Below are 26,084 nucleotides of genomic sequence, written 5' to 3'. Positions count from 1 at the left end.
AAAATAAATGAAAACGATTAAATGAGGTTTTGTATGCTAAAAGAAATTGCTCGAAAAAGCGTCATCGCGATTATTGCAACATTGCTACTTAGCGCATTGTTTGCCTACGCAGGCTTTACACCAGAAGAGGAGTTATTCCCATTTCCCAAGCTGTTTCAAATGTTTTTCTTATTAAGTGCACCTGCCTATTTTTTAGGGGGGATTCCTATCTCCATGTTACTTGACCGCTTTTGGAGCTGGCCTTCATTTGAAATATTAGCGTATGCAGCGTTTGGGGCACTATTGATGATTCCTTATTATTTCCTTGCATTTGCAGCGACAGGTGGACCGCTAGGAGTCATCATGTTATTTGGAGCGAGCGCAGCTATTATTTTTTATTTTGTGAAAACCTTCCTACATAAATTATTCAGAAAATACGGATTTTAGAGGTGTATGCTGATGTGGATAGAGCGCTGGCAGCAATTAGCCAAAAATTTAAAGCGACAGGGAGCCTTTGTACAGCCAATTGATATACAGCCTGTCGCAACAGAGCAAGAGCTACAGCAAGTAGAGGCACAGCTTGGCATACAAATCCCATCTGAGTTTCGTCAAGTATTGCAAAAGTGCTCACAGCAAGTAGATGTGTATTGGACGTTACCTGATGAAGTAATTATTCCATCTGAGCTAACAGATATCCCTTCAGGCGATTTTGGATGGAGCTTGGCAAATTTGTATGTACCAGACGAGCGGCTATATTTGCAATTTCATTCAGCGCGTAATGGGGATGCAGTTCTGATAAAGCTTGAAGATGCAACGATTTGGTGCTGGAGCCATGAGGAGGATCAATACGATTACCTTGCGACTAATTTCCAAAGCTATGTCGATGCGATAACCACTTTAGGCTGCATAGGCATAGATTGTGGGCAGCATCGTCAGTTTTGTGATACGACAGGATTAAACCTCCAGCTAACTAGCTCACAAATATGGCTGGATTGGCTTGAGCAATATAGCATCTCTAATTTACAGCAAGCTAAATTGAGCTTACATAGCTTGCTTTTATATGCTTCTATGCACGGTATAAAAGAGACAGAGGTACAGCAGGCCTTTTTACAGTTTGACAAAGAGCAAATTTATCAGGTGCTACGTCAAAATATCGAGCAAGAGCAATCAACCACCAACCAAAAAGCATGGAGTGATATATTAGTCAATGTTTGTGCTAGCGAGGCTGTGCAGTGGGTGAGAGCGCTTTGGCAAAAGGATAGCAACATAGCAAGTGGGCTGCGCGATTATTTGACTGCACAATGCTTGCCAAGCGAAGAAGGGCTATCACTTATTCTTAACGATATAGAAAAGGATAAAGTAAATGGCTATACCGCTTTGCAGAGGCTGCGTCATTTTCAGCATCCATCTATCATTGAATGGATGCAAAATACCGTAGCTTTTCCAATCGATGGCTGGGACATCCTGTTAGCACAATCACAGCCAAGTGCTGAGCGATTGTTAGAATGGCTGAATGGACGTGAAGTGGAAAGGCTGATAGCCATTCATGCGATTCATTGCATGATGCGAGGAGAAATTGTTCCTACATCTGTTGTGAAAACAGAAAAATGGCGTCCGTTGTTAGCTTTTTGGGAAAAGCATGAGGTATTACAAAAAAATAAAAAGCTATTTAGTCAAGCTTTAAATGGTTTGGATAATTGGTTATTAAAACAACAGAGGGGGAACTAGCAATGAAAAAATTATTAGTGACAGGCTTTGAGCCATTTTTACAATTTACATTAAACCCGACAGAGGAAGTAGTGAAAGCATTAGATGGCAAAGCAATCGGTCATTACCAAATTGTTGGCAAGGTGTTACCTGTAGAATTTGGGGCTGCACAGCAGCATATTCGTCAGCTCTTAATAGAGGAAAAGCCAGATGCGGTTATTGCGCTTGGACTTGCAGGTGGACGCAGTAAAATTACTCCAGAGCGTATCGCCATTAATGTAATGGATGGAGCAAAGGATAATTCAGGTCATACACCGACAGATGAAGTGATTGCTGAGGACGGGGCAGATGGCTATTTTTCTACATTGCCAATTCGTGAGATGGTCAACCGCTTGAAGGATGCAGGTTACCCAGCTACCATTTCCAACACAGCGGGTACATATGTATGTAATTTATTAATGTATACATTGCTATATGAAACAAAAGGAGCTATTCCAGCAGGCTTTATCCATATTCCTGCATCACACCAGCTAGCCATTGAGGAAGGCAAAGTACCAAGCTGGTCACAGGCTGACTTAAATGCAGCGATTGAAATTTGTATTGAAACATTAATTTAAAGTAGTGGGACATGTAGGGAAATTTGCTCTATATGTCCCTTTTTATATAGCGTTCCCTATATAAACAAATAAGGGGGGGAATGCAAATGAATATCAGCGCAGGACATTGGCATGTTGGGACAGGAGCAGTAGGCTATATAGATGAAGTAACAGAGGCAAGGCGCGTTGTAAAGCGGGTAGCAAGCTTATTGCAGCAAGCGGGTGTAGAAGTGCGCGTCATTTTCGATAATGTGTCCAAAAATCAGCGACAAAATTTAAACTATTTAATTCATGCACACCAAAAGGGCAAGGGCTTACATGTTAGCATCCATTTTAATGCGGTCGCAAAAGCGACAGCCGGCGGGCTAGGAACAGAGGTGCTTTACGCGAGAGCAGAAATGCAGCAGCTTGCTTCCAAGGTAAGCGCAGCCATTAGCAAGGCGAGCGGCTTACGCAACCGCGGTGCTAAACGGCGGAACGATTTAGCCTTTTTAAACGCCTTGCCACAAGCCATACTTATTGAAGTATGCTTTGTTAATTCAAAGGAAGATGTTGCTTGTTACAAGCGTCATTTTGAAGCAATTTGTCAGGCAATTGTGGGGGCGCTAAAGTCCTAATTCGCCCACAAGACAGGTGAATTCACGGTGGAAAGTGTAAGGAGGGGGTCCTTACACTTTTTTTCATGAGCATTGTACGGAAATCTCATGTAACAGTGCCGTCAAATTGTCCTCATCTTCATACAATGTGAGCAAGGTTGTTAGCTGCTGAATAACTTCCTCATTCGGTTGCCCTAAATGAAACAGGCAAATCGCTTTGTAAGTATAAATATAGCTAAGCATTTGATAACTGAGCTTTTGTTTAAATTGCGTGAAAACACGTGCCAGCAATGTGAGGCATGTCGCATATTTTTTATTTTCTACATATAAAATACATAAATCGAGATGAAAATAAATAGATAAGTAGGTCATATCCTTCTCATAATCTTTGTACAAATCAAGGCGTTTTGTCGCGATGCTAACAATTTCAATGGCAGAATCTAACGGAAATAAAAAGAGAATTGCATTGAGTAGAACTAAATCATTGAGATACCAATGGTCAAGCTTTTGCATCTTTGTCCAAATTTGTTCTGCTAAAAGCCGCGCTTGTAGTAAATCGTCCTGTTCAACTAAGATGAGCAGAGCTTGATAGGCCAAATCAATATGCTGAATAGCCTCATCGTCATGCTGCTGTAAATATTGCTGTACGGAAATTAAATTTTTCTTGATTTCAGCAGAGGTCGTCAAGTCCATCTGGGCAAAATCCTGAATTAATTTTTCACGCGCATTTATTGTGTAATTGGTATGAACATATAAAAATTCATTGACCGTCATATTTAATTTTGTCGTAAGTTGGACTAGAAGCTGTGCACTGAGGGCGAGCTTACTTTGTTCAATGCGTGAGTATGTCCCTTGCTGAGCGATGTCATAGGCAAGCTCCTTTTGTGTCATTTGCCGGTTTTTCCGTATTTTTTGTAATGTGTCTCCAAAATCCATCGTCTTCACCTCCAAATATTCCGATTCGTATATTTTGTTCTATAATAATAGAATTCTATTATACTGGAAAAGTACAAGTGAGAAGGAGGTTTTTAACATCAAAATAGCAATTATCATCATCGCCTTTGTACTACTTTCAATAATCGTCAATCTTCTATTACATTGCACTAAACAAAGGGGAATCAAAGAAAGCTAGGCATTTATCATTGATTAGCAGCTATTGGCGCAATAAGCAGCGTACAACACATATTGTCGATGATTACACATGGCATGAATTGAATTTAGACACAAATAATAATTTGAAATTTATCGCTTCACTTATGCTATAAATAAAGGCAATACGTATATAAAAAATGCGTTAGAGCTTTTGAAATTGAAAGGCTTTCCAAAGACGGTTGTTGATAATGCTGAAATGCTGTCTGATAGTTATATATCAACAGGACAGTGGCAAGGGAAAAGTTTTCAAAAAAGATGAAACATTTTCACAATCTAGTCGTATATTGATTATCGGGGTTAAAGAGAGGAGTTGGAGGATTTGTTAGTATTACAAAATGTAACGAAGCGTTATAAAGATTTTACAGCCGTTCAAAGCTTAAATTTTTCCATTTCACCTGGTGAGATTTTTGGATTAATTGGCCAAAATGGCGCAGGGAAAACGACAACGTTTCGCATGATTTTAGATTTGCAGGAGACGACAGAGGGCGTGATTACGTGGGAAGGAACGCCTATTAATAATGTGAATCGTGACTTGCTTGGCTATTTGCCAGAGGAGCGCGGCATTTTCCCACAAATGAAGGTGGAGGAGCAGCTTATTTATTTTGGACAGCTGCGTGGCATGACGAAAGCAGCTGTTAAAAAAGAGGCTGATTTTTGGATTAAGCGCTTTGAGCTTGAGGAAAAGCGCAATGATAAGGCGGAAACATTATCAAAGGGAAATCAGCAAAAGGTACAATTAATTGCTAGCTTTATTCACAAGCCAAAGTTTTTAATTTTAGATGAGCCATTTAGTGGACTAGATCCAGTGAATAAGGATTTATTAAAAAATGCGATTTTATTATTAAAAGAGCAAGGTATGACGATTTTATTTTCAAGTCATCAAATGGATAATGTCGAGGAGCTATGTGACCATCTTTGCTTATTAAAGCGCGGTGTTTCACTGTTTTCAGGCTCGCTCTTAGATTTGAAAAAGCAGTATGGTAAAACGAAGCTAACGATTCGCACAGAGCTGTCTGCGGATAAGCTAGCCAAGCTTGATGGTGTGAAATCAGTGAAGGAAGAGCGCGAGCAATATGTGCTTACTTTAGAGGATGAGCAATATGCGAAAGGTGTGTTTGATGTCGTATCGAGCGGTACATATATTGAAAAATTTAGCTTAGATTACTTGTCACTCGACGAGATTTTCAAAGACAAGGTAGGTGGCACGCATGTCTAAATTTATGATTTTATTGAAGGAAAATTATAAGCAAAAGGTCAAGGCTAAATCGTTTATTATTATGACGGTCTTGTATATTTTAGGGATTTCCGTATTTTTCTTCTGGTCAGACATAAAGGAAGCGTTATTTTCTAGTGAGCCTGATCAAATGATTTATGTCAATACAACAAGCTTTGATGTTAGTGCTATGCTAGAGGATGGCGATATCGTATGGACAGAGCTAGCCTCCACGACAGAGGCAGAAGAGGCCTTGAAAAAAGAAGAGTACGTGGCAGCGCTGATTTTTTCCGCAGCCGATACAACATTGGCAGTTAATTTAGTGTCGCTTGACCCGTTGCCGTTAAATATGCAGCAACAATTATCAGCAACTGCCAATACAATTGGACAATTTTATGCGATGGATCAATTAAATTTAAGTCCTGAGCAGTCTGCACAGCTGTTAAATGCTGCACCGCAAATTGAAATGAACACATTAAATGAAGCGGCGACAGATGGCAAGTCAGAGGAACAAAAATCAGCAGGTATGCTTGTTTCCTATATTGCTGGCTTCCTAGTGTATATATTCGTTATTTCATTTTTATCCATTGTCACTTCTGATGTTGCATCAGAAAAAGGCTCACGTGCTTTGGAAATGCTGCTAGTAAGCGTTAAAGCAGAAACGCATTTTAAAGCGAAGGTTATGAGCATCTTTTTAGTTGCTGTAACGCAATTCGCTGTGATGTTTGGTACGTCATTTGTCCTGTTAAAGCTAACTGATGGCGGTGCTAAATGGGCGATGGTAAGTGAAGTGTTAGCAGAGCTTCACGGTCAATATTTATTGTATGTCGCTGCATTTTTACTCGTGACAATTTTCATGTTTTTAATTATTGGAGCACTACTTGGCTCGCTCGTATCAAAGCCAGAGGAAGCTTCACAGGCGATGATGCCTGCAATGATTTTAGTTATTGTGGCATTCTTTATTATGGTAACAGCAACAGGAAATCCTGATACATTGCTTGTGACAATCGCATCGTATGTGCCGTTCACATCTGGAATGGTGATGCCAATGCGCATTGGTGCAACAGATTTAGGTGTGCTTGAGCCAATAATTTCTTTAGCAATTTTAGTTGCATCAACATTCGTGCTTTATTTAGTGAGCATATCCTTCTATAAACGTAGTGTATTAACTTACTCAACAGGCGGATTGATTCAAAAAATTAAAACGGTGTTTAAGGTGACAACTTAATATAGAGGAGGCTTGGAATCTGGGGAAATCCTAGATTTCAAGCGTTTTTTTATTTTCGCTCAAAGAATAGTAAAATTCGCTCATCAAAGTACGATTTTCGCTCAACGAAAGCCCGAATTCGCTCATCGAAAATTGAAATTCGCTCGCATCTCCCTGTTCCTAAGTCTTATCTCCGTCCTTTGACTGAAATATTTCAAAAGTCGAAACAAATTATTGAATTACTATTCAATAATATTCGAATATTTGTTAAAATAGGCAAGTCAAAATATAAAGGTGGGGAAATGATGAAAGTATTTCGAAAGCTCGGCTGGTTTTTTAAAGAGCGTAGGCGAGAGTATGTAATTGGTCTTTTAACGTTAACACTTGTTGCAATTTTGCAGCTTGTGCCACCGAAGGTCATTGGTTATACCATTGATGAAATCGGTGAAGGGACGCTGACAGTAGGCACTTTAACAAAATGGGTAGGCATTATTGTTGTCGTCGCTATTTTGATGTATATTCTCCGCTATTACTGGCGTCAGATGATTTTTGGGTCATCGAACTATTTGGCGAAAACATTGCGTGAGAAGCTGTTTCGCCATTTTACAAAAATGTCGCCATCCTTTTATCAGCAACGTCGTGTTGGGGATTTGATGGCACATGCGACGAATGATATTTCTGCTGTACAGCAAACAGCAGGCGGCGGTGTTTTAACATTATTCGATTCCATTACGACAGGAACATTTGTCATTTTGGCGATGGCAATTACGATTGATTGGCGCTTGACGCTGATTGCCTTAGTGCCAATGCCAATTATGGCTTTCTTAACAAGCTATTATGGGAAGCTGCTACATGAACGATTCCGTCATGCGCAGGCTGCATTTTCAGATTTGAATGATAAAACGCAGGAAAGCATTTCAGGGATGAAGGTCATTAAAACATTCGGGCAGCAGCAGGATGATATCGAGGATTTTACGCAGTTATCGAACGATGTTGTCGATAAAAATATGCGCGTAGCGAAAATCGATTCGCTGTTTGATCCGACAATTAGCCTTGTCATTGGTGTCAGCTTTTTCCTAAGCTTAGGATTCGGTGCGAAGTTTATTACAGAGGGTGCAATGACGATTGGTGATTTAATCGCATTTACGACGTATTTAGGCTTGCTCGTATGGCCGATGCTAGCAATTGGTATGCTGTTTAACATCGTGGAGCGCGGTTCGGCTTCGTATGACCGTATTGAGCAGCTATTGAATGAGCCTGTTGAAATTATGGATAAAACAGGAGCCTCCAATATGCGACCAAAAGGGGATTTGTCATTCCATGTGGATTCGTTTACATTCCCAGATGATGCGACACCATCCTTAACAAATGTCCACTTTGATTTAAAGCAAGGGCAAACACTTGGGATTGTCGGGAAAACGGGTTCAGGCAAAACGACAATTTTAAAGCTATTGCTGCGTGAATTTGAAGGCTATGAAGGCTATATCAAATATGGAGATATTCGCATTGATGATTATACAATGCTTGCATTGCGTGAGGCGATTGGCTATGTACCACAGGATCATTTCCTGTTCTCATCGACGATTTATAAAAATATTGCTTTTACAAATCCAGATGCACCAAGGGAACAGGTGGAGCATGCGGCAAGCTTAGCATACATTCATAACGATATTTTAGGCTTTACAGAAGGCTATGAAACGATTGTTGGTGAGCGTGGTGTCTCGCTCTCAGGAGGGCAAAAGCAGCGTATTTCGATTGCGCGTGCGTTAATGATGGAGCCAGAGCTATTAATATTGGATGATTCCTTATCTGCGGTCGATGCAAAAACGGAGGAAGCGATTTTACAGGCATTAAAAGCTTCACGTGAAAATGCGACAACGATTATTACATCACATCGCTTAAGTGCGATTCAGCATGCACATATCATTATCGTTATGCATGAAGGGGCGGTTGTTGAGAAGGGCACGCATGAGGAATTGATGGAATTAAGAGGACGTTACTACGAAATGTATGAATTGCAGCAACTAGAGCAGCAAGTGGAAAAGGGGGGCATCTAGTATGGAAAAGCAGACAACCTTTTCACGCAAGGAGCAAGCAGCCATTTTGAAGCGTTTGCTACGCTATTTAATTCCGCATAAAAAGGCGGTTGTTATCGCACTTGCTTTGCTTGTTTTAACAGTCATTGGCGATGTGCTCGGACCGTATATTATTAAAGTCTTTTTAGATGACCATGTCGCAATCGGCGATTTTGAAACAAAGCCAATTCTCGTTTTAGCGATTAGCTATGCGACGATTCAAATTTTAAATGTTGTTATTAGCTATTTACAATTATTGAAGTTTCAAGAGTTAGCACTGAAAATTATTCAGCAGCTTCGCATCGATGTATTTTCGAAAATTCATCAGCTTGGTATGCGTTATTTTGACCGCGTTCCAGCTGGCTCCATTGTATCGCGTGCAACGAATGATACAGAAGCGATTAAAGATATGTTCGTCAGCGTATTGATTAGCTTCGTACAGGCAGGATTTTTAATTATCGGTGTCTATGTAGCAATGTTTTTATTGAATCCTGTGCTGGCATTGTTTGCGCTTGTGCTACTGCCAATCGTGATTTACATCATTTATCTATATCGCAAATATAGCTCACTTGTCTATATGGAAATGCGTGAAAAGCTAAGTGAATTAAATGCAAAGCTATCAGAGTCGTTATCTGGTATGAGCATTGTGCAAGCATTCCGCCAAGAGAAGCGCTTTAATGATGAGTTTGATGATATTAATGGCAAGCATTTTAAGGCGATGATGGACAATACAAAGCTAAATAGCTTATTGCTGCGTCCTGTAGTTGACTTAGTGTATTTTGCGGCAATTGTATTGCTGCTAGTGTATTTCGGTAAAACATCGTTAACGACAGCGGTTGAGGTTGGGGTTGTTTACGCGTTTATCACATATATTAATCGCTTCTTTGAGCCAATTAATCAAGTGATGGAGCGTTTAGCGATTTTCCAGCAAGCTTTAGTAGCGGCATCGCGTGTATTTGCGCTATTGGATGAAGAGGAGCTAGAGCCTGTTCAGCAAAATAGGGCAGGGCAAATTACCGATGGGCGCATTGAGTTTAAAGATGTAACATTCAGCTATGACGGGCAAAAGGATGTGCTGAAAAATATTTCATTTACGGTCAATCCAGGTGAAACGGTGGCACTTGTTGGTCATACAGGAAGCGGCAAAAGCTCGATTATTAATTTATTAATGCGCTTTTATGAATTTGAACAAGGCGATATTTGTATTGATGGTGAGTCCATTAAAGCATTCAGCCAAGAGGAAATTCGCCGTAAGCTAGGGCTTGTGCTGCAAGATCCATTTTTATTTTACGGCACAATCGACAGCAACATCCGCTTGTATAATAAAGAAATAACGGATATTGATGTTGAAAAAGCTGCTGAATTTGTACAGGCAGATCGCTTTATCAATACGCTACCTGATAAATATAAGCAAAAGGTGACAGAGCGAGGCTCAACGTTTTCAAGTGGTCAACGCCAGCTTTTAGCCTTCGCTCGAACGATTGCGACAAATCCAAAAGTTTTAGTGCTAGATGAGGCAACGGCAGCAATCGATACTGAAACGGAAGTGGCGATTCAGCAGTCTTTAGAGAAGATGCGAAAAGGTCGCACAACGATTGCCATTGCGCACCGTTTATCGACGATTCAAGATGCTGAGCAAATTTTGGTGCTACACCAAGGAGAAATCAAGGAGCGTGGCACACACCAAGAGCTCCTTGCACAGCAAGGCTTGTATTACAAAATGTATTTATTGCAAAATGGCATAGCGAGTTTATAGAGGAGAGGACACCAAGGTAGCTGCCTTGGTGTTTTTTTATGAAGTGATCGAATAGCTGATAAAAGTGATCAAATAGAAGCTAAAATCGCTCGAATAGCATAATCTGTTTTACCATTTATGGATTTTATTTGTTATATTATTTAATATAGGGATGGCAAGAGGGGAAAAATGATGATTACAGAATTACAGCAAAGTGATTTTCATAAATGTGCCAGCATTTTAAATGAACAAGGGCAAATAGAGGCAAAAGCCATTATTGCGGGCATTAATCCAGGGCGCGTCTTTGTCGATGATGTGAGTACACCAACAACAGGGCTTATTTGGTTAGGCAATAATGATGGTTTTATTTTTATTGGAGATGAGAATAATGAGCAATTTAATCAAGAGATCAATGCGTTTCTTGACGATGTCATTGCCCCTGAAGCCAAAGAAGTGGGGTTGGCTTGCTTTGAAGGGGTAGGCAATCATGAGGAATGGAATCCTATGATTGAATCGTTATTGGCGCAGCGTGAAGTTGGAAGCTGGCTGCAAAGGGTATACATTTTACAGGAAGAAGATTATCAGCCTAATCTAGAGCCGTTGCTGGCACAAGGCTACACAATACATAAAATGGATGAGGTACTTTACAATAACAAGGCAATGAAAAACATAGAATTTTTACACGCAAAAATAGATGAGTTTTGGTCGTCGCCACAGCATTTTTTCAATTTATCGTCTCGCTTTATGCTATGATATGTATAGGTTAGGGAAGAGGAGATGCTTGAGATGAGCGAAGAGAGAAAAGGCATACTTTATACATTTTTATCGTATGCGATGTGGGGGGTTTTACCGCTTTTTTGGAAGTTACTAGAGCATGTAAATAGCATGGAAGTATTAGTAGGACGTGTGATGTGGTCATTTATTTTTACTATGTTGGCGATTTTATTTATCGGACAGAGGAAAGCGCTTTTTCAAGATTTACATTATTTATGGCAGCATAAGAAGCAATTCATTTCATTGATTGCAGCATCATTTATGATTGCAGTCAATTGGTACATATTTATTTATGCAGTGAATAGCAATCAAATGCTAGAAACGAGCCTTGGCTATTATATTAATCCACTATTTTCTGTGTTGTTTGGGGTGCTTTTTTTCAAGGAAAGATTGTCTCGTATACAGCTATTTGCCGTTGTGATTGCTTTCATTGGAGTAATGGTCATGACGCTCAATTACGGACGCTTACCGTGGATTGCCCTATGCTTAGCTTTGACTTTTGCTATTTATGGTGTGCTGAAAAAAAGAATTGTGTTGGATGCACTGCGTGGATTAACAATTGAAACATTATTTACATTGCCCATTGCGATTGTTGTTTATGCCTATTTATTCCAGCAAGGGAATGCTTCCTTTTTACATGTCAATTGGTCGACAAATTTGTTATTAATGGCAAGTGGGATTGCCACAGCCATTCCGTTAATTTGTTTTGCAAAAGGTGCGCAGCGCATTCCACTTTATTTAATCGGTTTTTTACAATATATTGCACCAACAATGATGCTCATTATAGGTGTTATTTTATATAAAGAGCCGTTTACGAAAGTAGAGCTACTAGCATTTTCAATTATTTGGTTGGCACTTGCCATTTTCTCCATTTCAACATTGCGCGAACAGCTCGTGAGGAAGCAGAAATTAGCATAAGATGAAAAATGATTTCACCTTTTTGCCATAAAACTTTCACAGTTGAAACAAGCGCATTTTCCCGTACAATTTGATAGGATGAATGTATGACAGTAAGGGAGCGAAAAGGAATATGAATACAGATATAAATATATTGTTAGCCTTTGGGGCAGGCTTTTTAAGCTTTATTTCGCCATGTACGTTGCCGCTGTATCCAGCATTTTTATCGTACATAACGGGCATGAGCTTTGATGAATTGACAAAAGAAAAAGGAATGATGCAACGAAGAGCCATTTTACATACGTTAAGCTTTTTAGTCGGCTTCTCGATTATATTTATTGTACTTGGCTTCGGGATATCATTCGTGGAGGAATTTTTCCATCAATATCGAGATTTATTACGTCAAATTGGAGCCATTTTAATTGTCTTATTCGGTTTGCTGATTGTTGGCTGGCTACAAATTGATTTTTTAATGAAAGATCACAAAGTTAAATTTAAAAATCGCCCATCCGGCTATTTTGGTTCAGCTGTTATCGGTTTAGCCTTTGCAGCAGGGTGGACACCATGCTCAGGGCCAATTTTAGCGGCGATTGTCGCATTAGCTAGCACACAGCCTGGATCTAGCATGTGGTATATGCTCGCCTATTATTTTGGTTTTGCAATCCCGTTCTTTGTGTTATCATTCTTTGTAACAAGATTAACTTGGATTCGCCGCAATAGCCAAAAAATCGTCAAAGTTGGCGGCTATATTATGATTGTTGTCGGAATTTTATTGTTCTTTAATGGTTTAGATTACATTATTCGTATCTTCTCAGGGCTATTTGGCGGATTCACAGGATTTTAAGTAGAGAGGAGGAGTGCTATGCCAACAGTTATGGTCGTAGATGACGCTTTGTTTATGCGTGCATTTATTAGTAAATTGTTTGAAGAGTGGGGCTTTACCGTTGTTGCCCAAGCTTCGAATGGCAAAAAGGCGGTAGCACTTTTTCGAGAATTGCAGCCAGATATCGTAACGATGGATTTAACGATGCCTGTGATGACAGGTTTAGAGGCGTCAAAGCACATTATGAGCGAGTTTCCCAATGCAAAAATAGTGATGATTACCGCATTAGGACAACAGCGGCATATTAAAGAGGCGCTAACCTATGGCGTAAAGGATTTCATTGTAAAGCCTTTTAAACCAGAGGAATTAAAGCGAATTGTGGATACATTATTTAGTTAATTGAAGAAAGCAGGAGGGACACAATGCTTAATACTATCCCCTCTCAATATTTATTAATCGGTTCAACTGTTATGGCAATTATTATGGGGACATTTGTCATGTTTGTCCGTATGCGTGCACAAAAAAAACCCGTGAATGCACGGAAAATCATTATTCCACCGATTGCTATGTCAACAGGAGCACTAATGTTTATTTTTGAGGAATTTCGTGTTGCCCCCTTACAAATTGTAGAGGCAACAGCTATCGGTTTAATTTTTTCAACTGTCTTAATCGCCACATCGAAATTTGAAGTGCGAGAGGGCGCTATTTTTCTAAAACGTTCAAAGGCATTTTTCTTTATTTTAGTTGGTTTGCTTGTATTTCGAATTGTTTTAAAATTGATTTTTTCGAACAGCTTAGACATTGGTGAATTAGGCGGCATGTTCTGGATTTTAGCATTCGCCATGCTTGTACCGTGGCGCATCGCAATGCTATGGCAGTTTAAAAAATTGGAGAAGACAGTATAAGAAAAGGCTATGGAGATGCGCTCCATAGCCTTTTTCTGTATTAAAACAAGTGTTCATAAGGTGTGATATCAATTTTCAATTCATCTAGCTTTTTACGCAAAAATTTATGATCACGTTTTGGGGTAGCGATAATATAGCCACGAATAAGGATGTCTTGGTCAATGGCTGTGGCATGCTCCTTGAGAGCAAGCTCACCAATTTTCCCAGCAATTTTTTCCTTTGCAACTTGACGGAAAAGCTCAGGAACAGGGGATGTTAGCTCGTTCAATAAAGCCTTTGCCTCATCTCCCCACAAATGAATTGTTTTATCTAAATAATATTCTTGCCAATCTAAGTCGGATTTACCGTCATTTTTAGGCATGCGCTTTAAAAATTTGCGGAACATGAAAAAGCCGCCAATTGCAAGCAAGCTTATCATGACAACGACCCAAAAAACGATAAATAATAAAAACCAGCTATTCAGCAAATCATTCACCTCTTTACAATCTCTTTTTCTATTATAAAAGCTTTTCATATATTTAGCACTCGAAATGTTTTCACACTGTCCCTTTTCTTCTTTGTCAGCACTATATAAGTAAGTGAAAGGGGGGAAGGAAGATGGCAGCATACGAATTTGAGCAAGCAACAATGACGCTCCAGTTTGAAGTTGGTAGAAGCGCAGAAGGGAAAAAACTTTATAAAGCTGCTTCATATCGCAATATTGAAGCAGCTGCTACGCCAGCGCAACTGGCAGCTGTTGCATCAGCATTAGCAAGTTTAACTGTTTATCCTTTAGCAGCGATTACACGCTTGGATAAGCAACGCATTCAACAATAAACGAAAGGGGGAGGATGTGGATGACAAACACATTGCAGCTAATTTTTCAATTAGCGAATGAAAAATCATTGACTTTATCTGTTATGGAACCGCGAGAAAATTTGACAGACGCTGAAGTTGCAACAGTGATGGAGACCATTGTTACACAAAATGTCTTTAAACGCGATGAAGCAAGCATTGTCGCAAAAAAAGCGGCACGCCTCATTAGCCGTAATGTAAAAGAATTTAACATTATGTAATATGGCAAATTGCCCAGTGAGCATATGCTTTCTGGGTAATTTTTTTATCAAGGAGGGGGGACTACAAATGGAGCAATGGGTAACTTTGATTCAAGATATAGGCTTTCCAATCCTTGTCTCATTTTATTTATTGTCTCGCATTGAAAGCAAGCTCGATGCAATTCATGAGGTGCTAACAACCATTAAACACTTGTGAAAAAAGGCTTCACAAATTCGTCAGAAAGTCTTCATAGCTAGAGCTATTGTATTCGCTTTCCGAATTCGTTAAGATGGACTTAATGATAACAGAGTGGAGCGAGATATAGAATGAAAAAAAGAAATTTGTTGATATTGCTAATGCTATTTACGGTGATTTTAGGAGCATGTAGCAATTATAAATTTAAACCGACAATATCTTATGAAGTAAATGATTTTACAGCAACAAACCAGCATGGTGAAGAACTATCTTTAGCAGATTTAAAAGGCAAACCATGGCTTGCAATGTTTATTTTCACAAACTGTAAAACAATTTGTTCACCAATGACAAACAATATGGCTGAAATCCAAGATCGCTTAGTTGAGCAGGGAGTAGAAGATTATAATATCGTCGCTTTTTCTGTTGACCCTGAAAATGATACACCTGAAGTATTAGGGGCATATTTAGATCGCTATGGTGTAGCAGATGAATCAAAATGGCAGCTTGTCACAGGCTACGACCAAAAATTCATCGAACAATTTGGTTTAAATTCCTTTAAAACATTCATTAAAAAAGTTGAAGGAGAAGACCAAATCACACATATGAATACATTTTATTTAGTAGACGCAACAGGAACAGCCGTGAAAAACTACTCAGGCTACACAGAAACAGAAGAAGGTGTTTCTTATGACACAATTGCAATTGATTTAGAAACACTAATTGAAGAGCAAGCGAAATAAAACTGTCGGGATTCGTCCCGATAGTTTTTTAATGGGCGAAACTACTTTAGTCGGGTTTCATAGTAAAAATCTGCTCAGGAATTTCATAATAAGAATGTCCTCCCTTTTTCAGCATAGGTAAAATCTTTAATAGCCGTTTCGCTGCATATCTCGATGAAATATCGCACAGCCAAGAGAACTGCTGACTGGTAATGGTCGTGTCAACAAGTAAACGGAAATCATACAATGCTTGAAAATAAGCGTATTTATCTTGAAAACGGCAGCGCAAACAAAGGAATTTACCATGTGTAAAGTGCATCTTTCACAAAAAATATCACGTTTTAATTGCATGAATGTAAAAGTATATTGCTCTTTTTTAGGGGAATGTAGGGACATCAGATTATTGTAAATGTCCTCGATATCCATTACAGGTTCTTGGTACTGCATTAATTTTTTCGCAATAAAGCTTGTTACATAATCTGCGTGAAAAATAGGAAAATCGTGAGGCTTGCTTGTAATAATAGCCCGGCGATTCGCAATGACAACAGCACCGCAAATAGGAGTAGTGGGGAATAAAAAGGAGAGCGCGCGCAAATGGCGCTTTAATTGCTCAATCGGGTTTGGAAAGCGCTCTGTCACGCCGGCACGTATACGTAACAATTGTGAAGTTTCCATATCAAACTGCAAGGTATCCGCCATATTTTTCACTTCAAAGCATACAATCAACGATGGAAAAATGATAATAAAATCAATTTCATGGCGTTGTTGCTGTGCATTCAGAAAGGAAAAATTGCGAATAACCCGATGCGGCATAGCAAGCTCCCGTAAATAGAATTGCACCTCGTTCTCACCAGCAATGCCAGCATTCATCATGGCTAGCTGCTCCTTCAAATGCAAATAATCTGGATGCAGCTCATCCAGCCTTCTCATAATGGCTTCAAGCTGTTGAAGCTTCAAATAAAATCACCTCCACTTCTAGTATAACAAAAAGGCATACCGCAAAAGCATGCCTTTTCATCTTATTCTTGTCCTGCTTTTTCTAAAGCCTGTGCAAAATCTGCAAGTAAATCGTCTTCATTTTCTAAGCCAACAGAGAAGCGGAATAGTCCGTCTGTAATGCCGCGCTTAATGCGTTCCTCAGGCTCCATAGCAGCATGGCTCATTTTTGCTGGGTACGATAAAATCGATTCCACACCACCAAGGCTGACTGCAAAGACCGGAATTTGCATCGCACTAGCGAATTTTTTTGCTACTTCGTAGTTAGGCAATGTGAACGATAACACTGCACCAGCAGATGTGCTTTGTGCCGCATGAATAGCGTAGCCTGGATGCGTTTCTAACCCTGGATAGTACACTTTTTCAACAAGTGGGTGTGCTTGTAAATATTGTGCAATTTTCATAGCGACACGACTTGATTCATTAAAGCGCACCGCTGTCGTTTTCATATTTTGAATTAATGTATAGCTATCTTGCACGCCCAGTACAGAGCCGAACGAGTTTTGGATAAAGTATAGCTGGTCGCTTAATTCAGGCGTTTTTGTTACTGCAAGGCCTGCGACAATATCAGAATGTCCCGATAAAAACTTCGTCGCACTATGGATGACGATATCCACACCTAATTCTAATGGACGTTGGTGCAACGGTGTCATAAACGTATTATCTAAAAATGATAATGCACCATGTTCCTTTGCGATAGCTGCAACTGCACGAATATCTGTAATACCGAGCGTTGGGTTAGAGGGCGTTTCGATATAGAGTAGCTTCGTTTCAGGTTTAACCGCCGCACGTACCGCTTCTAAATTGGAAAAATCAACGAATGTATGCGTAATGCCAAAGCGTGGTAGCACCTTTGTGACAAAGCGATATGTGCCACCATACACATCCTCTGTAATAACGATATGGTCGCCTTTTGACAATAGCATTAAACAAGCAGTGACAGCTGCCATCCCTGTTGCGAAGGCAAATCCACGGTCACCACCCTCAAGCTCAGCAATCGCACGCTCTAACGCATTACGTGTTGGGTTGCCTGAACGTGCATAATCGAATTCGCCAAATTCATCAATCGATTCTTGATGGAAGGTAGAGGATAAATACATCGGCACATTGACTGCACCTTTTTTATCCGCATAGCCTTCACGAATTGCGCCATGGATAAGCGCTGTTTCAAGGTTTGTCATTAAAACCCTTCCTTTCGCAGCAAGTCAAATACTTGTTGTAAATCCTCGATTAAATCTTCGGCTTCCTCTACACCAACAGAGAAGCGGAGCAATCGATTACAAACACCGCGTGCTACGCGCTCTTCATATGGAATATCCGCATGTGTTTGCGTTGCAGGGTAGGTGATAAAGCTCTCTACACCACCAAGGCTTTCCGCAAATGTAATGAGCTTAATATTTTGTAGGAATGGGTCAACCATTGCTTCATCCTTGACACGGAATGACAGCATGCCGCCTTTTCCTGTATATAATACATCGGTTACAAGAGGCTCCTGCTCTAAATATGCTGCAACTTGCTTTGCATTGGCATCGTGCTGCTTTAAGCGTAAATGCAATGTTTTTAAACCACGAATTAATAGCCATGCATCAAGCGGTCCTAATGTCATACCGACACCATTATGGATAAAGCCTAAGCGTTCGCATAGCTCCTGTCCTTTTGCAACAACAAGCCCAGCTAATACGTCATTATGTCCACCGATATATTTTGTCGCACTATGAAGGACAATATCTGCGCCAAGCTCAATTGGACGTTGGAAATAAGGTGTGTAGAATGTATTGTCTACGATTAATAGTAAGCTATGCTCCTTTGCAACGGCTGCGTATGCCACTAAATCAATTTCCTGCATTAATGGATTTGTTGGTGTTTCAATAAATAATGCACGAGTGTTGTCAGTGATTAATGCTTTGACTTCCTCAACAGATGTAAATGTTGAATAGACCGGTTTAATATTATAATTATCTGAATACGTTTTTAATAGGCGGTATGTGCCACCGTATAAATCTTCTGGTAAAATGAGTTCATCATTTGGCTTAAATAATGATAATACGAGCTGAATCGCTGCCATACCTGAGCTACAAGCAAAGCCTGCATCGCCACCTTCAAGCTTTGCGATACCTTCTTCTAAAATCGTGCGGGTTGGGTTTTTAGTACGTGTATAATCGTAGCCTGTTGATTTACCGATGCCATCATGTTTATAGGCAGTAGAAAAATGAACAGGTGGGTTGACAGCCCCTGTTTTTGGATCGCTATGATTTCCTAATTGTACTAACGTTGTTTCAATACGCTGCTTTGTCATAAACTCACTCTTTCTATCATTATATTTCGCAAAACAAGAATGTTTTGACTATTAAACAAATTTATCATTTATATTCTATCGTATCAATAGCTTTTCTCTGAATTAAGCAACAAAAAAACGAAAACAAAGCTGTTTTCGTCATTTCTGTCTATCCTTATTTCTCTTTTAATAAATCGCGAATTTCTTTTAAAAGTTCTTCCTTTGAATCCACTTCTGGTGCTTTTTCCTCAATAGCCTCTTCTTTTTTCTTGCTTAGCTTATTCATGATACGAATTGCCATGAAAATAGCAAAGGCAATTAATGTGAAATCGATAATTGATTGTAAAAACGCACCAATTTTTATTTGTGCATCACCAATACCGAATGCAAAGCTTTTTGAAAGGTCAATACCGCCTGTTAATATACCGATTAATGGCATAATAATATCATCAACTAATGATGAAACGATTTTCCCAAATGCTGCACCGATAACTACAGCAACTGCTAAATCAATCACATTGCCGCGCATCGCGAATTCTTTAAAGTCTTTCCACATAATATAATGCTCCTTTTAAAATATATAAGTTTGTGCTCTACTTTTTTATTGTAGCGGACAAAAGTGATAAATGAAATAGGATAATATCATTGATTAAACAAAATCTATTTTATTTCGATAATAAATATATGGTAATTAAACGATTGAAATAATGGGGTGCGCATATGGCAAAAAAGAACAAGGGCAAGAAAGATCCACTTCTTTCTCAAAAAATTCAAATATGGATTATTGTGCTGTTAGTACCTGTTGCGATAACAGTTTATTTTTTTGTCTATTTAGCATGGAAAGAGCTGCAGCTAATCCCAACTTTTCAAGCAACGGTTGAAGAAGAGGAAGCATCTCAAGTACCACCAAATTTCGACTTAGATATTCCTATGGAGTATATTCCAATCTACTTAGCTGCTGAGGAAAAATATGGTGTTCCTTGGACATTGCTTGCTGCACATCATCGCGTAGAAACACGTTTTTCAACGATGTCAACACTTGTATCTCCAGTCGGTGCAGAAGGACATATGCAATTTATGCCTTGTACCTTTGTCGGCTGGAAGCACCCAACTTGTACAGGCTTAGGACAAGGAGAAATAACAAAAGAAGAGAAAATGAATCCGAAAATGATTAAAAAATATGGTGGCTACGGTGTTGATGCCAATAATGATGGCATTGCAGATCCATATGACATCGAGGATGCGATTTACTCCGCTGCAAACTTTTTAGCAAGGGCGGGCGTGGCAAAAGGGGAATTAAAAAAAGCGATTTACCAATATAATCATAGTGCACAATACGTAGAGGATATTTTATTTTATTATAAGCAATACCGCGAGCATAGCGAGGAGCTAGAGCGAGTTGCACTACAGGAGGCAAATGCTAAAAAGTAAAAGCTGTCCGAAAAGATAATATCTTTTCGAACAGCGACTTTTATTTATGTTGCTTTACGCATAGATTTCATGATAAAGCTTACAATAAATATTAAAATAATGGCCCCGATGAGCGCTGGGAAAACATAGAAGTCAGAAACTTTCCAACCCCAATTACCGAGAACCATACTGCCAATCCAAGAACCAATAATACCTGCAATAATATTACCAATCACGCCTCCAGGGACGTCTTTTCCTAAAATAACCCCTGCGAGCCATCCTAACAGACCGCCAATAATCAGAAACCAAATAAAGCTAATCATAGATGTTCATCTCCTTTGTGATCATTAAAGTTATAATAGCGCCTACTTAGTTATAACCAAATTCCACAGGATTTAAACATTTAATTTATAAAAGTTTTGCGCCAAGCGAATTTTTGAAATGCTGTAATGCCCATACATGCCCGTCTGGATTGAAGCTAGCGACCGCCTCTTGATGGACAACAATGTCAAAGCCAAGATTGTATGCATCAACTGCTGTGTGCAGCACACAAATATCTGTGCAAACCCCAGTTAAATGAACTTCTTGGATGTTGCGCTCGCGCAGTAAAATTGCTAAATTTGTTCCTGCAAAGGCACTATAACGCGTTTTATCAAATGAAATGCATTTTTCTTGATTTGCTTCATAGATGGCTTTCACTTCACCGTAAAGCTCACGTCCCACGGTTCCCGCAATATTATGTGGGGGAAATAGCTTCGTTTCAGGATGGAATGTATCGCCCTCATAATGAATATCATTTGCAAAAATAACGACATCCCCATTTGTTAAAAAAAGCTCGATAAGTTCAACGATTTTTCCTTCAATTTGTTGCCCTGGCTCACCACATGTAAGCTTGCCATCAGCGGCAACAAAATCGTACGTATAATCAATTACTAGCAATGCTTTTGTCAATTTGAATAGCCTCCCCAAAATACTTTTCTATTATTATGCCATCTGTCATGACAGATGTAAATTTTATAACAGGAGATAATTGTATTTAGATTATTCTAAATATTTTGCTAACTTAATATGTTTGATGTATAATAAAAGAAAAGTAACGGAGTGATGAAAATGGATGTAAAATTAATGAAAAAATTAGATCGTCAAGGATTATTATTTGCATTCGTTCATACAGTAATACTGTTAAATGTAGCGGCTGATTTTGTATTCTTCAGATGATAAAAAGGTTGATGAAAAGCGATAATTATTGTAGCTTTTCATCATCTTTTTTATTTAGTAGGAATTTTCTCCATTAAAATAGAATGTAAGTGGAGAAGGGGGCTGAATTTAATGGAGAAATTTGAAAAGGCTTTTCAGCACATGGAGCGCCCATTTGCTTGGCTAGACTTTGATGCGCTTGATCAAAATATCGATTTTGTTAATCGTCTTGCAACAAAGCCTGTTAGAATTGCAACAAAGTCAATTCGTTCTGTAGGTGTATTAAAATACGTGCAAGAAAAGTTGCACCATTGTGCTGGTTTTATGACATTTACTGCTGCGGAAAGCGTATATTTAATCGAGCAAGGTTTAGACAACATTTTGCTCGGCTATCCAACAGTTGAAGAAAATTCAATTAAAAAACTGCTCACTTATAATAAGGAAGGTAAAGATATTACATTTATGGTCGATGCCATTGAGCAAGCACAGCTATTACAAAGCTATGCGGCAGCCTTGCAAACGACCGCCAATATTTGCATTGATATCAATGTGTCAACAGATTATAAATGGATTTATTTCGGTTCAAAGCGTTCGCCGCTTGATACGCTACAAAAATTAAAAAACTTAACGGACGCCATTGCTCAATTGCCGAACGTTCGCATCCATGCGGTGATGGGCTATGAGGCACAATTAGCGGGCGTTCCTGATTTAACGCATGCAACTTCTGCAAAGGTACGCACAAAAGGGATGTTTATTCGTCGCTTGAAAAAGCAATCGGTTAATAAAATAACGTCCTTTCGCCGGCTAGCAGTAGCGCATGTGAAATCAGTAGCACCGCTTGCTTTTGTTAATGGCGGGGGCTCAGGAAGCATTGCATATACATGTGCCCAGAAGGAAATTACGGAGGTGACAATAGGCTCTGCCTTTTTTGCCTCTGCGCTTTTCGATCATTATGATAGCTTACAATTGCAGCCAGCAGTTGGTTTTGCGCTACGTGTCACGCGTCAATTTGACGACCATACATTCGTTTGTCAAGGTGGTGGCTATATTGCATCAGGTGCCATTGGGGAAGATCGTGCACCTGTATTTTTAAATGTACAGTATCAATTGCTCCCATTAGAAGGGGCAGGTGAAGTACAAACGCCTTTTATCGATCCAACTGGTTCGTTAAAAATTGGAGACACAGTTTATTTGCGCCATGCAAAGGCTGGTGAGTTATGTGAGCGATTCTCTGTTCTGCATACTACACGTGGCGACACATATGAAGGCCCTATATTAACATATCGAGGTGAGCAACAATGTTTTCTATAAACAATTGGCAGCAAGGAGAAAAATGGACGAATTGGTCGCAACAAATTACTTCCTATCCATCAACTTATTATGCACCAACATCCATCGAGGAAATTCAGCAAGTAATTCTAAATATGAAAAAAAATCAAACATTGCGTGTAACGGGAGCGGCGCACTCCTTTAGCCCTGTGGCAATGCCTGAGGAGACAGCCTTAACATTGCATCATTTACGAGGCTTACTGGCAGTTGACCAAAAAAATTTAACTGCAACATTTTATGCGGGGACTTACTTGCATGAAATTGGCCCGTTATTAGCAGCACATAATTTAGCATTAATTAATATGGGCGATATTCAAGCACAAACATTAGCTGGAGTTATTGCGACAGGCACGCATGGCACAGGTGTGACGCTTGGCTCCTTTTCATCCATGGTGACAAAATGGGGCTTTATAAATGGTTTAGGGGAATATATTGAACATGAAAAAGGCGCAGATACTTTGTCTGAAGCGCTGCATGTATCGGTTGGCTTACTCGGTATTTTAGTCACTGTCACAATTAAGGTAATGCCGCTCTATAGCCTGCATTACATATCGGAAAAAGTAAATTTAATGGATGCCTTACAAAGCTTTCAACAAACAATCCACGCACATCGGCACGTGGAGTGGTTTTATTTTCCGGGAAGTGATTTGATTCAAGTGAAAAAAATGGATGCTGTTGCGCCTGTGGAACAAAATAAATGGGAGCGGCGCTTAAATGAGGCGAATTTGCAGCTTGTTGAAAACGGCTTATTTTACGTTATTTCGGAGCTTTGTAAATGGCAGCCAAAGGCAAGTGCATCTGTTAGCAAGCTAAGTGCAAAGCTTGTCTCAGAAGGACAGCGTACAGATTTAAGCTATCGCATGTTTCCATCACCACGCAGTGTAAAATTTGTTGAAACGGAATATGCAATCCCATTGCAGCAATTTGAGGCATGCATGGAGGAAATACATGCAGTGTTAAAGCAAGGGCTATTTGATGTGCATTTCCCAATTGAATGCCGTACGACAAAAGGCGAAGAGGGAATGCTTAGCCCAACGCAAGGTGAGGAGAGTGCCTTTTTAGCCTTCCATATGTATAAAGGCATGAACGAAACACCGTATTTTGAATGGGTGCGTACATTGATGAAAAAATATAATGGGCGACCGCATTGGGGCAAAGTCAACGATTATCATGCGGACAACATCCGTCAATACTATCCGAAATTTGATCAATTTGCAGCAATCCGAGAGGAACACGATCCAAACAATCTATTTGTCACATCTTATTTTCGTCGTATTTTTCAATAAAAAGCATATTTTAATATAGAAATTGTTTGAGAAGCTTTGTGGAAATACAATTGTCTCTATTTTGTCATAATTTCGAAAAAATTATTTAAATACAATAAATCGCATTGCTACCGCAATGAAAACGCTTTCTAATTATTTGATTTTTTTAAATTGTTAAAAAATTAGTGAAATACTGTTGACGCGCCCTGTTTTTCGTACTATGATAGCGACAATCAAATAAATAACCAAGTTGAAATGGAAAAACGTGAGGGGCGTTTAAAAATGAGAAGTGATATGATTAAGCTAGGAGTCGACCGAGCTCCTCATCGTAGTTTGCTATATGCTACGGGAAAAGTGAAGGCGAAAGATTTAGATAAGCCTTTTATCGGTGTTTGTAATTCCTATATTGATATTATTCCAGGACATGTGCATTTGCGACAGTTTGCAGATGTCGTCAAGGAAGCAATTATCGAAGCAGGTGGCATTCCATTTGAATTTAATACAATTGGTGTAGATGATGGCATTGCAATGGGACATATCGGTATGCGTTATTCGCTGCCAAGCCGAGAAATTATTGCAGATGCTGCAGAAACAGTCATTAATGCCCATTGGTTTGATGGAGTTTTCTACATTCCAAACTGTGATAAAATTACACCAGGCATGTTAATGGCAGCTGTTCGCACAAACGTCCCATCTGTTTTCGTATCAGGTGGACCGATGGAGGCTGGTACTTCATCCAGCGGCAAACAACTTTCTTTAACATCTGTTTTCGAGGGAGTTGGCGCACATAAATCTGGCAAAATGTCAGCGGAAGAGTTGCTCGATATCGAAAACAATGCATGTCCAACATGCGGCTCATGCTCAGGCATGTTTACAGCGAACTCAATGAACTGTTTAATGGAAATGCTCGGTGTCGCATTACCAGGGAACGGAACAATCGTTGCAACAAGCGAAGAGCGTCACCGTTTAATTAAGGAAGCAGCGCACCATTTAGTGCGAATGATAAAAGAAGATATCAAGCCACGCGATATCATTACAAAAGAAGCGATTGACGATGCATTTGCACTCGACATGGCAATGGGTGGCTCAACAAATACAGTATTACACACATTAGCGATTGCAAATGAAGCAGAAATCGACTACAACATTGAAGATATTAATAAAGTCGCAGAGCGCGTACCGTATTTAGCAAAAATTATGCCTGCAAGCGACCTTTCAATGGATGATATAAATCGTGCAGGTGGAGTACAAGCAATTATTAATGAATTGACGAAAATTCCAGGTGCGATTCATCCAAATCGTCCAACAATTGCAGGTGTCACAATGGGTGAGCTTGTGAAAAATGACCATATCACAAATGATCAAATCATTCGCACAAAAGATAATCCATATTCACCTGTCGGAGGCCTATCTGTCTTATTCGGCAATATTGCGCCAGAGGGCTCTGTTATTAAAGTAGGTGCGGTAGACCCATCTATTAAAGAATTTACTGGTGAAGCAATCGTCTTTAATTCACAGGAAGAAGCACAAGCCGCAATCGATAACGGCACAGTCCGAGAAGGGCATGTTGTAGTGATTCGCTATGAAGGACCAAAAGGCGGTCCAGGAATGCCAGAAATGCTTGCACCAACTTCTGCGATTCAAGGTAGGGGCTTAGGAACGAAAGTCGCGTTAATTACAGACGGGCGTTTCTCAGGTGCATCGCGCGGTATTTCCATCGGACATATTTCGCCAGAGGCTGCAGAAGGCGGACCGATTGCTTTAGTAGAAAATGGCGATATTATCGTCATTGATTTACCGAATCGTACAATTAATTTACAAGTGTCGGACGAAGTGTTAGCGGAGCGCCAACAAACATTACAACCATTTGAACCAAAAATTAAGCGCGGCTGGTTAGCACGTTATTCAGCATTAGTAACAAATGCTTCTCAAGGCGGCGTTATGAAAATATGATAAATCGTTGATGAGGTTAAAGGAATTAGAGATTTGTATCTACCAGAGAGT

Annotated in this window: 29 protein-coding genes; 21 read left to right on the top strand and 8 right to left on the bottom strand. The window is 39.6% G+C overall.

Features of this window, described 5'->3' with window-relative positions; translation table 11 throughout:
• Window positions 1-33: 33 nt before the first annotated feature.
• The 4 genes from M3Z76_RS02005 to M3Z76_RS01990 all read left to right on the top strand — a co-directional run bounded on the left by M3Z76_RS02005 (window position 34) and on the right by M3Z76_RS01990 (window position 2,899).
• Entirely contained in the window at window positions 34-426 is a 393-nt protein-coding gene (locus tag M3Z76_RS02005) for a hypothetical protein (protein ID WP_293920471.1), read from the top strand.
• A 12-nt stretch (window positions 427-438) separates the two neighbouring features.
• Complete coding sequence (locus M3Z76_RS02000) at window positions 439-1,707, top strand: SMI1/KNR4 family protein (protein ID WP_293920468.1); 1,269 nt, start codon at window positions 439-441, stop codon at window positions 1,705-1,707.
• A gap of 2 nt (window positions 1,708-1,709) precedes the next feature.
• Window positions 1,710-2,303: a pyroglutamyl-peptidase I gene (gene pcp, locus M3Z76_RS01995; RefSeq protein WP_293920465.1), complete on the top strand. Its 594-nt coding sequence runs from the start codon at window positions 1,710-1,712 to the stop codon at window positions 2,301-2,303.
• Window positions 2,304-2,389: 86 nt separating this feature from the next.
• Complete coding sequence (locus M3Z76_RS01990) at window positions 2,390-2,899, top strand: N-acetylmuramoyl-L-alanine amidase (protein ID WP_293920462.1); 510 nt, start codon at window positions 2,390-2,392, stop codon at window positions 2,897-2,899.
• A gap of 63 nt (window positions 2,900-2,962) precedes the next feature.
• On the opposite strand, the gene M3Z76_RS01985 is transcribed toward M3Z76_RS01990, so the two are convergent.
• Entirely contained in the window at window positions 2,963-3,814 is an 852-nt protein-coding gene (locus M3Z76_RS01985; RefSeq protein WP_293920460.1) for a helix-turn-helix domain-containing protein, read from the bottom strand.
• A 535-nt stretch (window positions 3,815-4,349) separates the two neighbouring features.
• Between M3Z76_RS01985 and M3Z76_RS01980 the strand changes: the two genes are divergently transcribed.
• The 9 genes from M3Z76_RS01980 (at window position 4,350) to M3Z76_RS01940 (ending at window position 13,659) form a co-directional block, all read left to right on the top strand.
• Complete coding sequence (locus M3Z76_RS01980) at window positions 4,350-5,246, top strand: ABC transporter ATP-binding protein (RefSeq protein ID WP_293920459.1); 897 nt, start codon at window positions 4,350-4,352, stop codon at window positions 5,244-5,246.
• Window positions 5,239-6,471, top strand: coding sequence for an ABC transporter permease (locus M3Z76_RS01975; protein WP_293920458.1), 1,233 nt, complete (start codon window positions 5,239-5,241; stop codon window positions 6,469-6,471). The genes M3Z76_RS01980 and M3Z76_RS01975 overlap by 8 nt, the downstream gene beginning before the upstream one ends.
• A gap of 284 nt (window positions 6,472-6,755) precedes the next feature.
• Entirely contained in the window at window positions 6,756-8,507 is a 1,752-nt protein-coding gene (locus M3Z76_RS01970; protein ID WP_293920777.1) for an ABC transporter ATP-binding protein, read from the top strand.
• Between the two features lies 1 nt (window position 8,508).
• Window positions 8,509-10,281, top strand: a complete 1,773-nt coding sequence (locus tag M3Z76_RS01965) for an ABC transporter ATP-binding protein (protein WP_293920457.1) — start codon at window positions 8,509-8,511, stop codon at window positions 10,279-10,281.
• Between the two features lie 168 nt (window positions 10,282-10,449).
• A complete protein-coding gene (locus tag M3Z76_RS01960; RefSeq protein ID WP_293920456.1) occupies window positions 10,450-11,013 on the top strand; it encodes a GNAT family N-acetyltransferase in 564 nt (187 codons plus the stop codon).
• Between the two features lie 33 nt (window positions 11,014-11,046).
• The gene (gene rarD / locus M3Z76_RS01955) at window positions 11,047-11,952 is read left to right on the top strand and encodes an EamA family transporter RarD (RefSeq protein ID WP_293920454.1); all 906 of its coding nucleotides are present in this window, start codon (window positions 11,047-11,049) and stop codon (window positions 11,950-11,952) included.
• A gap of 112 nt (window positions 11,953-12,064) precedes the next feature.
• A complete protein-coding gene (locus tag M3Z76_RS01950; RefSeq protein WP_293920453.1) occupies window positions 12,065-12,775 on the top strand; it encodes a cytochrome c biogenesis CcdA family protein in 711 nt (236 codons plus the stop codon).
• 18 nt (window positions 12,776-12,793) lie between these two features.
• On the top strand, window positions 12,794-13,153 hold the full coding sequence (locus tag M3Z76_RS01945) for a response regulator (RefSeq protein WP_293920450.1): 360 nt from the start codon (window positions 12,794-12,796) through the stop codon (window positions 13,151-13,153).
• A 23-nt stretch (window positions 13,154-13,176) separates the two neighbouring features.
• Entirely contained in the window at window positions 13,177-13,659 is a 483-nt protein-coding gene (locus tag M3Z76_RS01940; RefSeq protein WP_293920447.1) for a CcdC family protein, read from the top strand.
• Between the two features lie 40 nt (window positions 13,660-13,699).
• Here the strand turns inward: M3Z76_RS01940 and M3Z76_RS01935 are convergent, their stop codons facing one another.
• A complete protein-coding gene (locus tag M3Z76_RS01935) occupies window positions 13,700-14,125 on the bottom strand; it encodes a DUF2621 domain-containing protein (protein ID WP_293920445.1) in 426 nt (141 codons plus the stop codon).
• Between the two features lie 131 nt (window positions 14,126-14,256).
• On the opposite strand from M3Z76_RS01935, the gene M3Z76_RS01930 reads away from it, so the two are divergent.
• The 4 genes from M3Z76_RS01930 (at window position 14,257) to M3Z76_RS01915 (ending at window position 15,629) form a co-directional block, all read left to right on the top strand.
• A complete protein-coding gene (locus M3Z76_RS01930; RefSeq protein ID WP_293920444.1) occupies window positions 14,257-14,475 on the top strand; it encodes a DUF1659 domain-containing protein in 219 nt (72 codons plus the stop codon).
• A gap of 20 nt (window positions 14,476-14,495) precedes the next feature.
• Entirely contained in the window at window positions 14,496-14,714 is a 219-nt protein-coding gene (locus M3Z76_RS01925; RefSeq protein WP_293920443.1) for a DUF2922 domain-containing protein, read from the top strand.
• A 67-nt stretch (window positions 14,715-14,781) separates the two neighbouring features.
• The gene (locus M3Z76_RS01920) at window positions 14,782-14,910 is read left to right on the top strand and encodes a YvrJ family protein (protein ID WP_293920442.1); all 129 of its coding nucleotides are present in this window, start codon (window positions 14,782-14,784) and stop codon (window positions 14,908-14,910) included.
• A 110-nt stretch (window positions 14,911-15,020) separates the two neighbouring features.
• The gene (locus tag M3Z76_RS01915) at window positions 15,021-15,629 is read left to right on the top strand and encodes an SCO family protein (protein ID WP_293920441.1); all 609 of its coding nucleotides are present in this window, start codon (window positions 15,021-15,023) and stop codon (window positions 15,627-15,629) included.
• 126 nt (window positions 15,630-15,755) lie between these two features.
• On the opposite strand, the gene M3Z76_RS01910 is transcribed toward M3Z76_RS01915, so the two are convergent.
• The 4 genes from M3Z76_RS01910 to mscL all read right to left on the bottom strand — a co-directional run bounded on the left by M3Z76_RS01910 (window position 15,756) and on the right by mscL (window position 19,435).
• Entirely contained in the window at window positions 15,756-16,565 is an 810-nt protein-coding gene (locus M3Z76_RS01910; protein WP_293920439.1) for a nuclease-related domain-containing protein, read from the bottom strand.
• A gap of 62 nt (window positions 16,566-16,627) precedes the next feature.
• The gene (locus M3Z76_RS01905; RefSeq protein WP_293920437.1) at window positions 16,628-17,785 is read right to left on the bottom strand and encodes an aminotransferase class I/II-fold pyridoxal phosphate-dependent enzyme; all 1,158 of its coding nucleotides are present in this window, start codon (window positions 17,783-17,785) and stop codon (window positions 16,628-16,630) included.
• A complete protein-coding gene (locus M3Z76_RS01900; RefSeq protein ID WP_293920436.1) occupies window positions 17,785-18,900 on the bottom strand; it encodes a methionine biosynthesis PLP-dependent protein in 1,116 nt (371 codons plus the stop codon). Before M3Z76_RS01900 ends, M3Z76_RS01905 begins: the two co-directional genes overlap by 1 nt.
• Before the next feature lie 154 nt (window positions 18,901-19,054).
• A complete protein-coding gene (gene mscL, locus M3Z76_RS01895; RefSeq protein WP_293920435.1) occupies window positions 19,055-19,435 on the bottom strand; it encodes a large conductance mechanosensitive channel protein MscL in 381 nt (126 codons plus the stop codon).
• A gap of 164 nt (window positions 19,436-19,599) precedes the next feature.
• Between mscL and M3Z76_RS01890 the strand changes: the two genes are divergently transcribed.
• Window positions 19,600-20,310 carry a lytic transglycosylase domain-containing protein gene (locus M3Z76_RS01890; RefSeq protein ID WP_293920433.1) on the top strand — a complete coding sequence of 237 codons (711 nt, stop codon included), beginning with the start codon at window positions 19,600-19,602 and terminating at the stop codon, window positions 20,308-20,310.
• Window positions 20,311-20,354: 44 nt separating this feature from the next.
• Here M3Z76_RS01890 and M3Z76_RS01885 read toward each other — a convergent pair whose 3' ends face one another.
• Window positions 20,355-20,612, bottom strand: coding sequence for a GlsB/YeaQ/YmgE family stress response membrane protein (locus tag M3Z76_RS01885; protein WP_293920432.1), 258 nt, complete (start codon window positions 20,610-20,612; stop codon window positions 20,355-20,357).
• An 85-nt stretch (window positions 20,613-20,697) separates the two neighbouring features.
• Entirely contained in the window at window positions 20,698-21,240 is a 543-nt protein-coding gene (locus tag M3Z76_RS01880) for a cysteine hydrolase family protein (RefSeq protein ID WP_293920431.1), read from the bottom strand.
• A 378-nt stretch (window positions 21,241-21,618) separates the two neighbouring features.
• On the opposite strand from M3Z76_RS01880, the gene M3Z76_RS01875 reads away from it, so the two are divergent.
• The 3 genes from M3Z76_RS01875 (at window position 21,619) to ilvD (ending at window position 26,033) form a co-directional block, all read left to right on the top strand.
• Window positions 21,619-22,797 (top strand): alanine racemase, encoded by a 1,179-nt coding sequence (locus M3Z76_RS01875; protein ID WP_293920430.1) that lies wholly within the window; start codon window positions 21,619-21,621, stop codon window positions 22,795-22,797.
• Window positions 22,785-24,101 carry a D-arabinono-1,4-lactone oxidase gene (locus M3Z76_RS01870; protein WP_293920428.1) on the top strand — a complete coding sequence of 439 codons (1,317 nt, stop codon included), beginning with the start codon at window positions 22,785-22,787 and terminating at the stop codon, window positions 24,099-24,101. The genes M3Z76_RS01875 and M3Z76_RS01870 overlap by 13 nt, the downstream gene beginning before the upstream one ends.
• A 261-nt stretch (window positions 24,102-24,362) precedes the next feature.
• Window positions 24,363-26,033 carry a dihydroxy-acid dehydratase gene (gene ilvD / locus M3Z76_RS01865; RefSeq protein WP_293920426.1) on the top strand — a complete coding sequence of 557 codons (1,671 nt, stop codon included), beginning with the start codon at window positions 24,363-24,365 and terminating at the stop codon, window positions 26,031-26,033.
• Window positions 26,034-26,084 lie beyond the last annotated feature (51 nt).

The organism is Metasolibacillus sp. (assembly GCF_025291715.1).
GTDB classification, from domain to species: Bacteria; Bacillota; Bacilli; order Bacillales_A; family Planococcaceae; genus Metasolibacillus; species Metasolibacillus louembei.
Note: the sequence above shows the minus strand (reverse complement) of the source record. Positions and strands in the feature narration are given on the sequence as shown.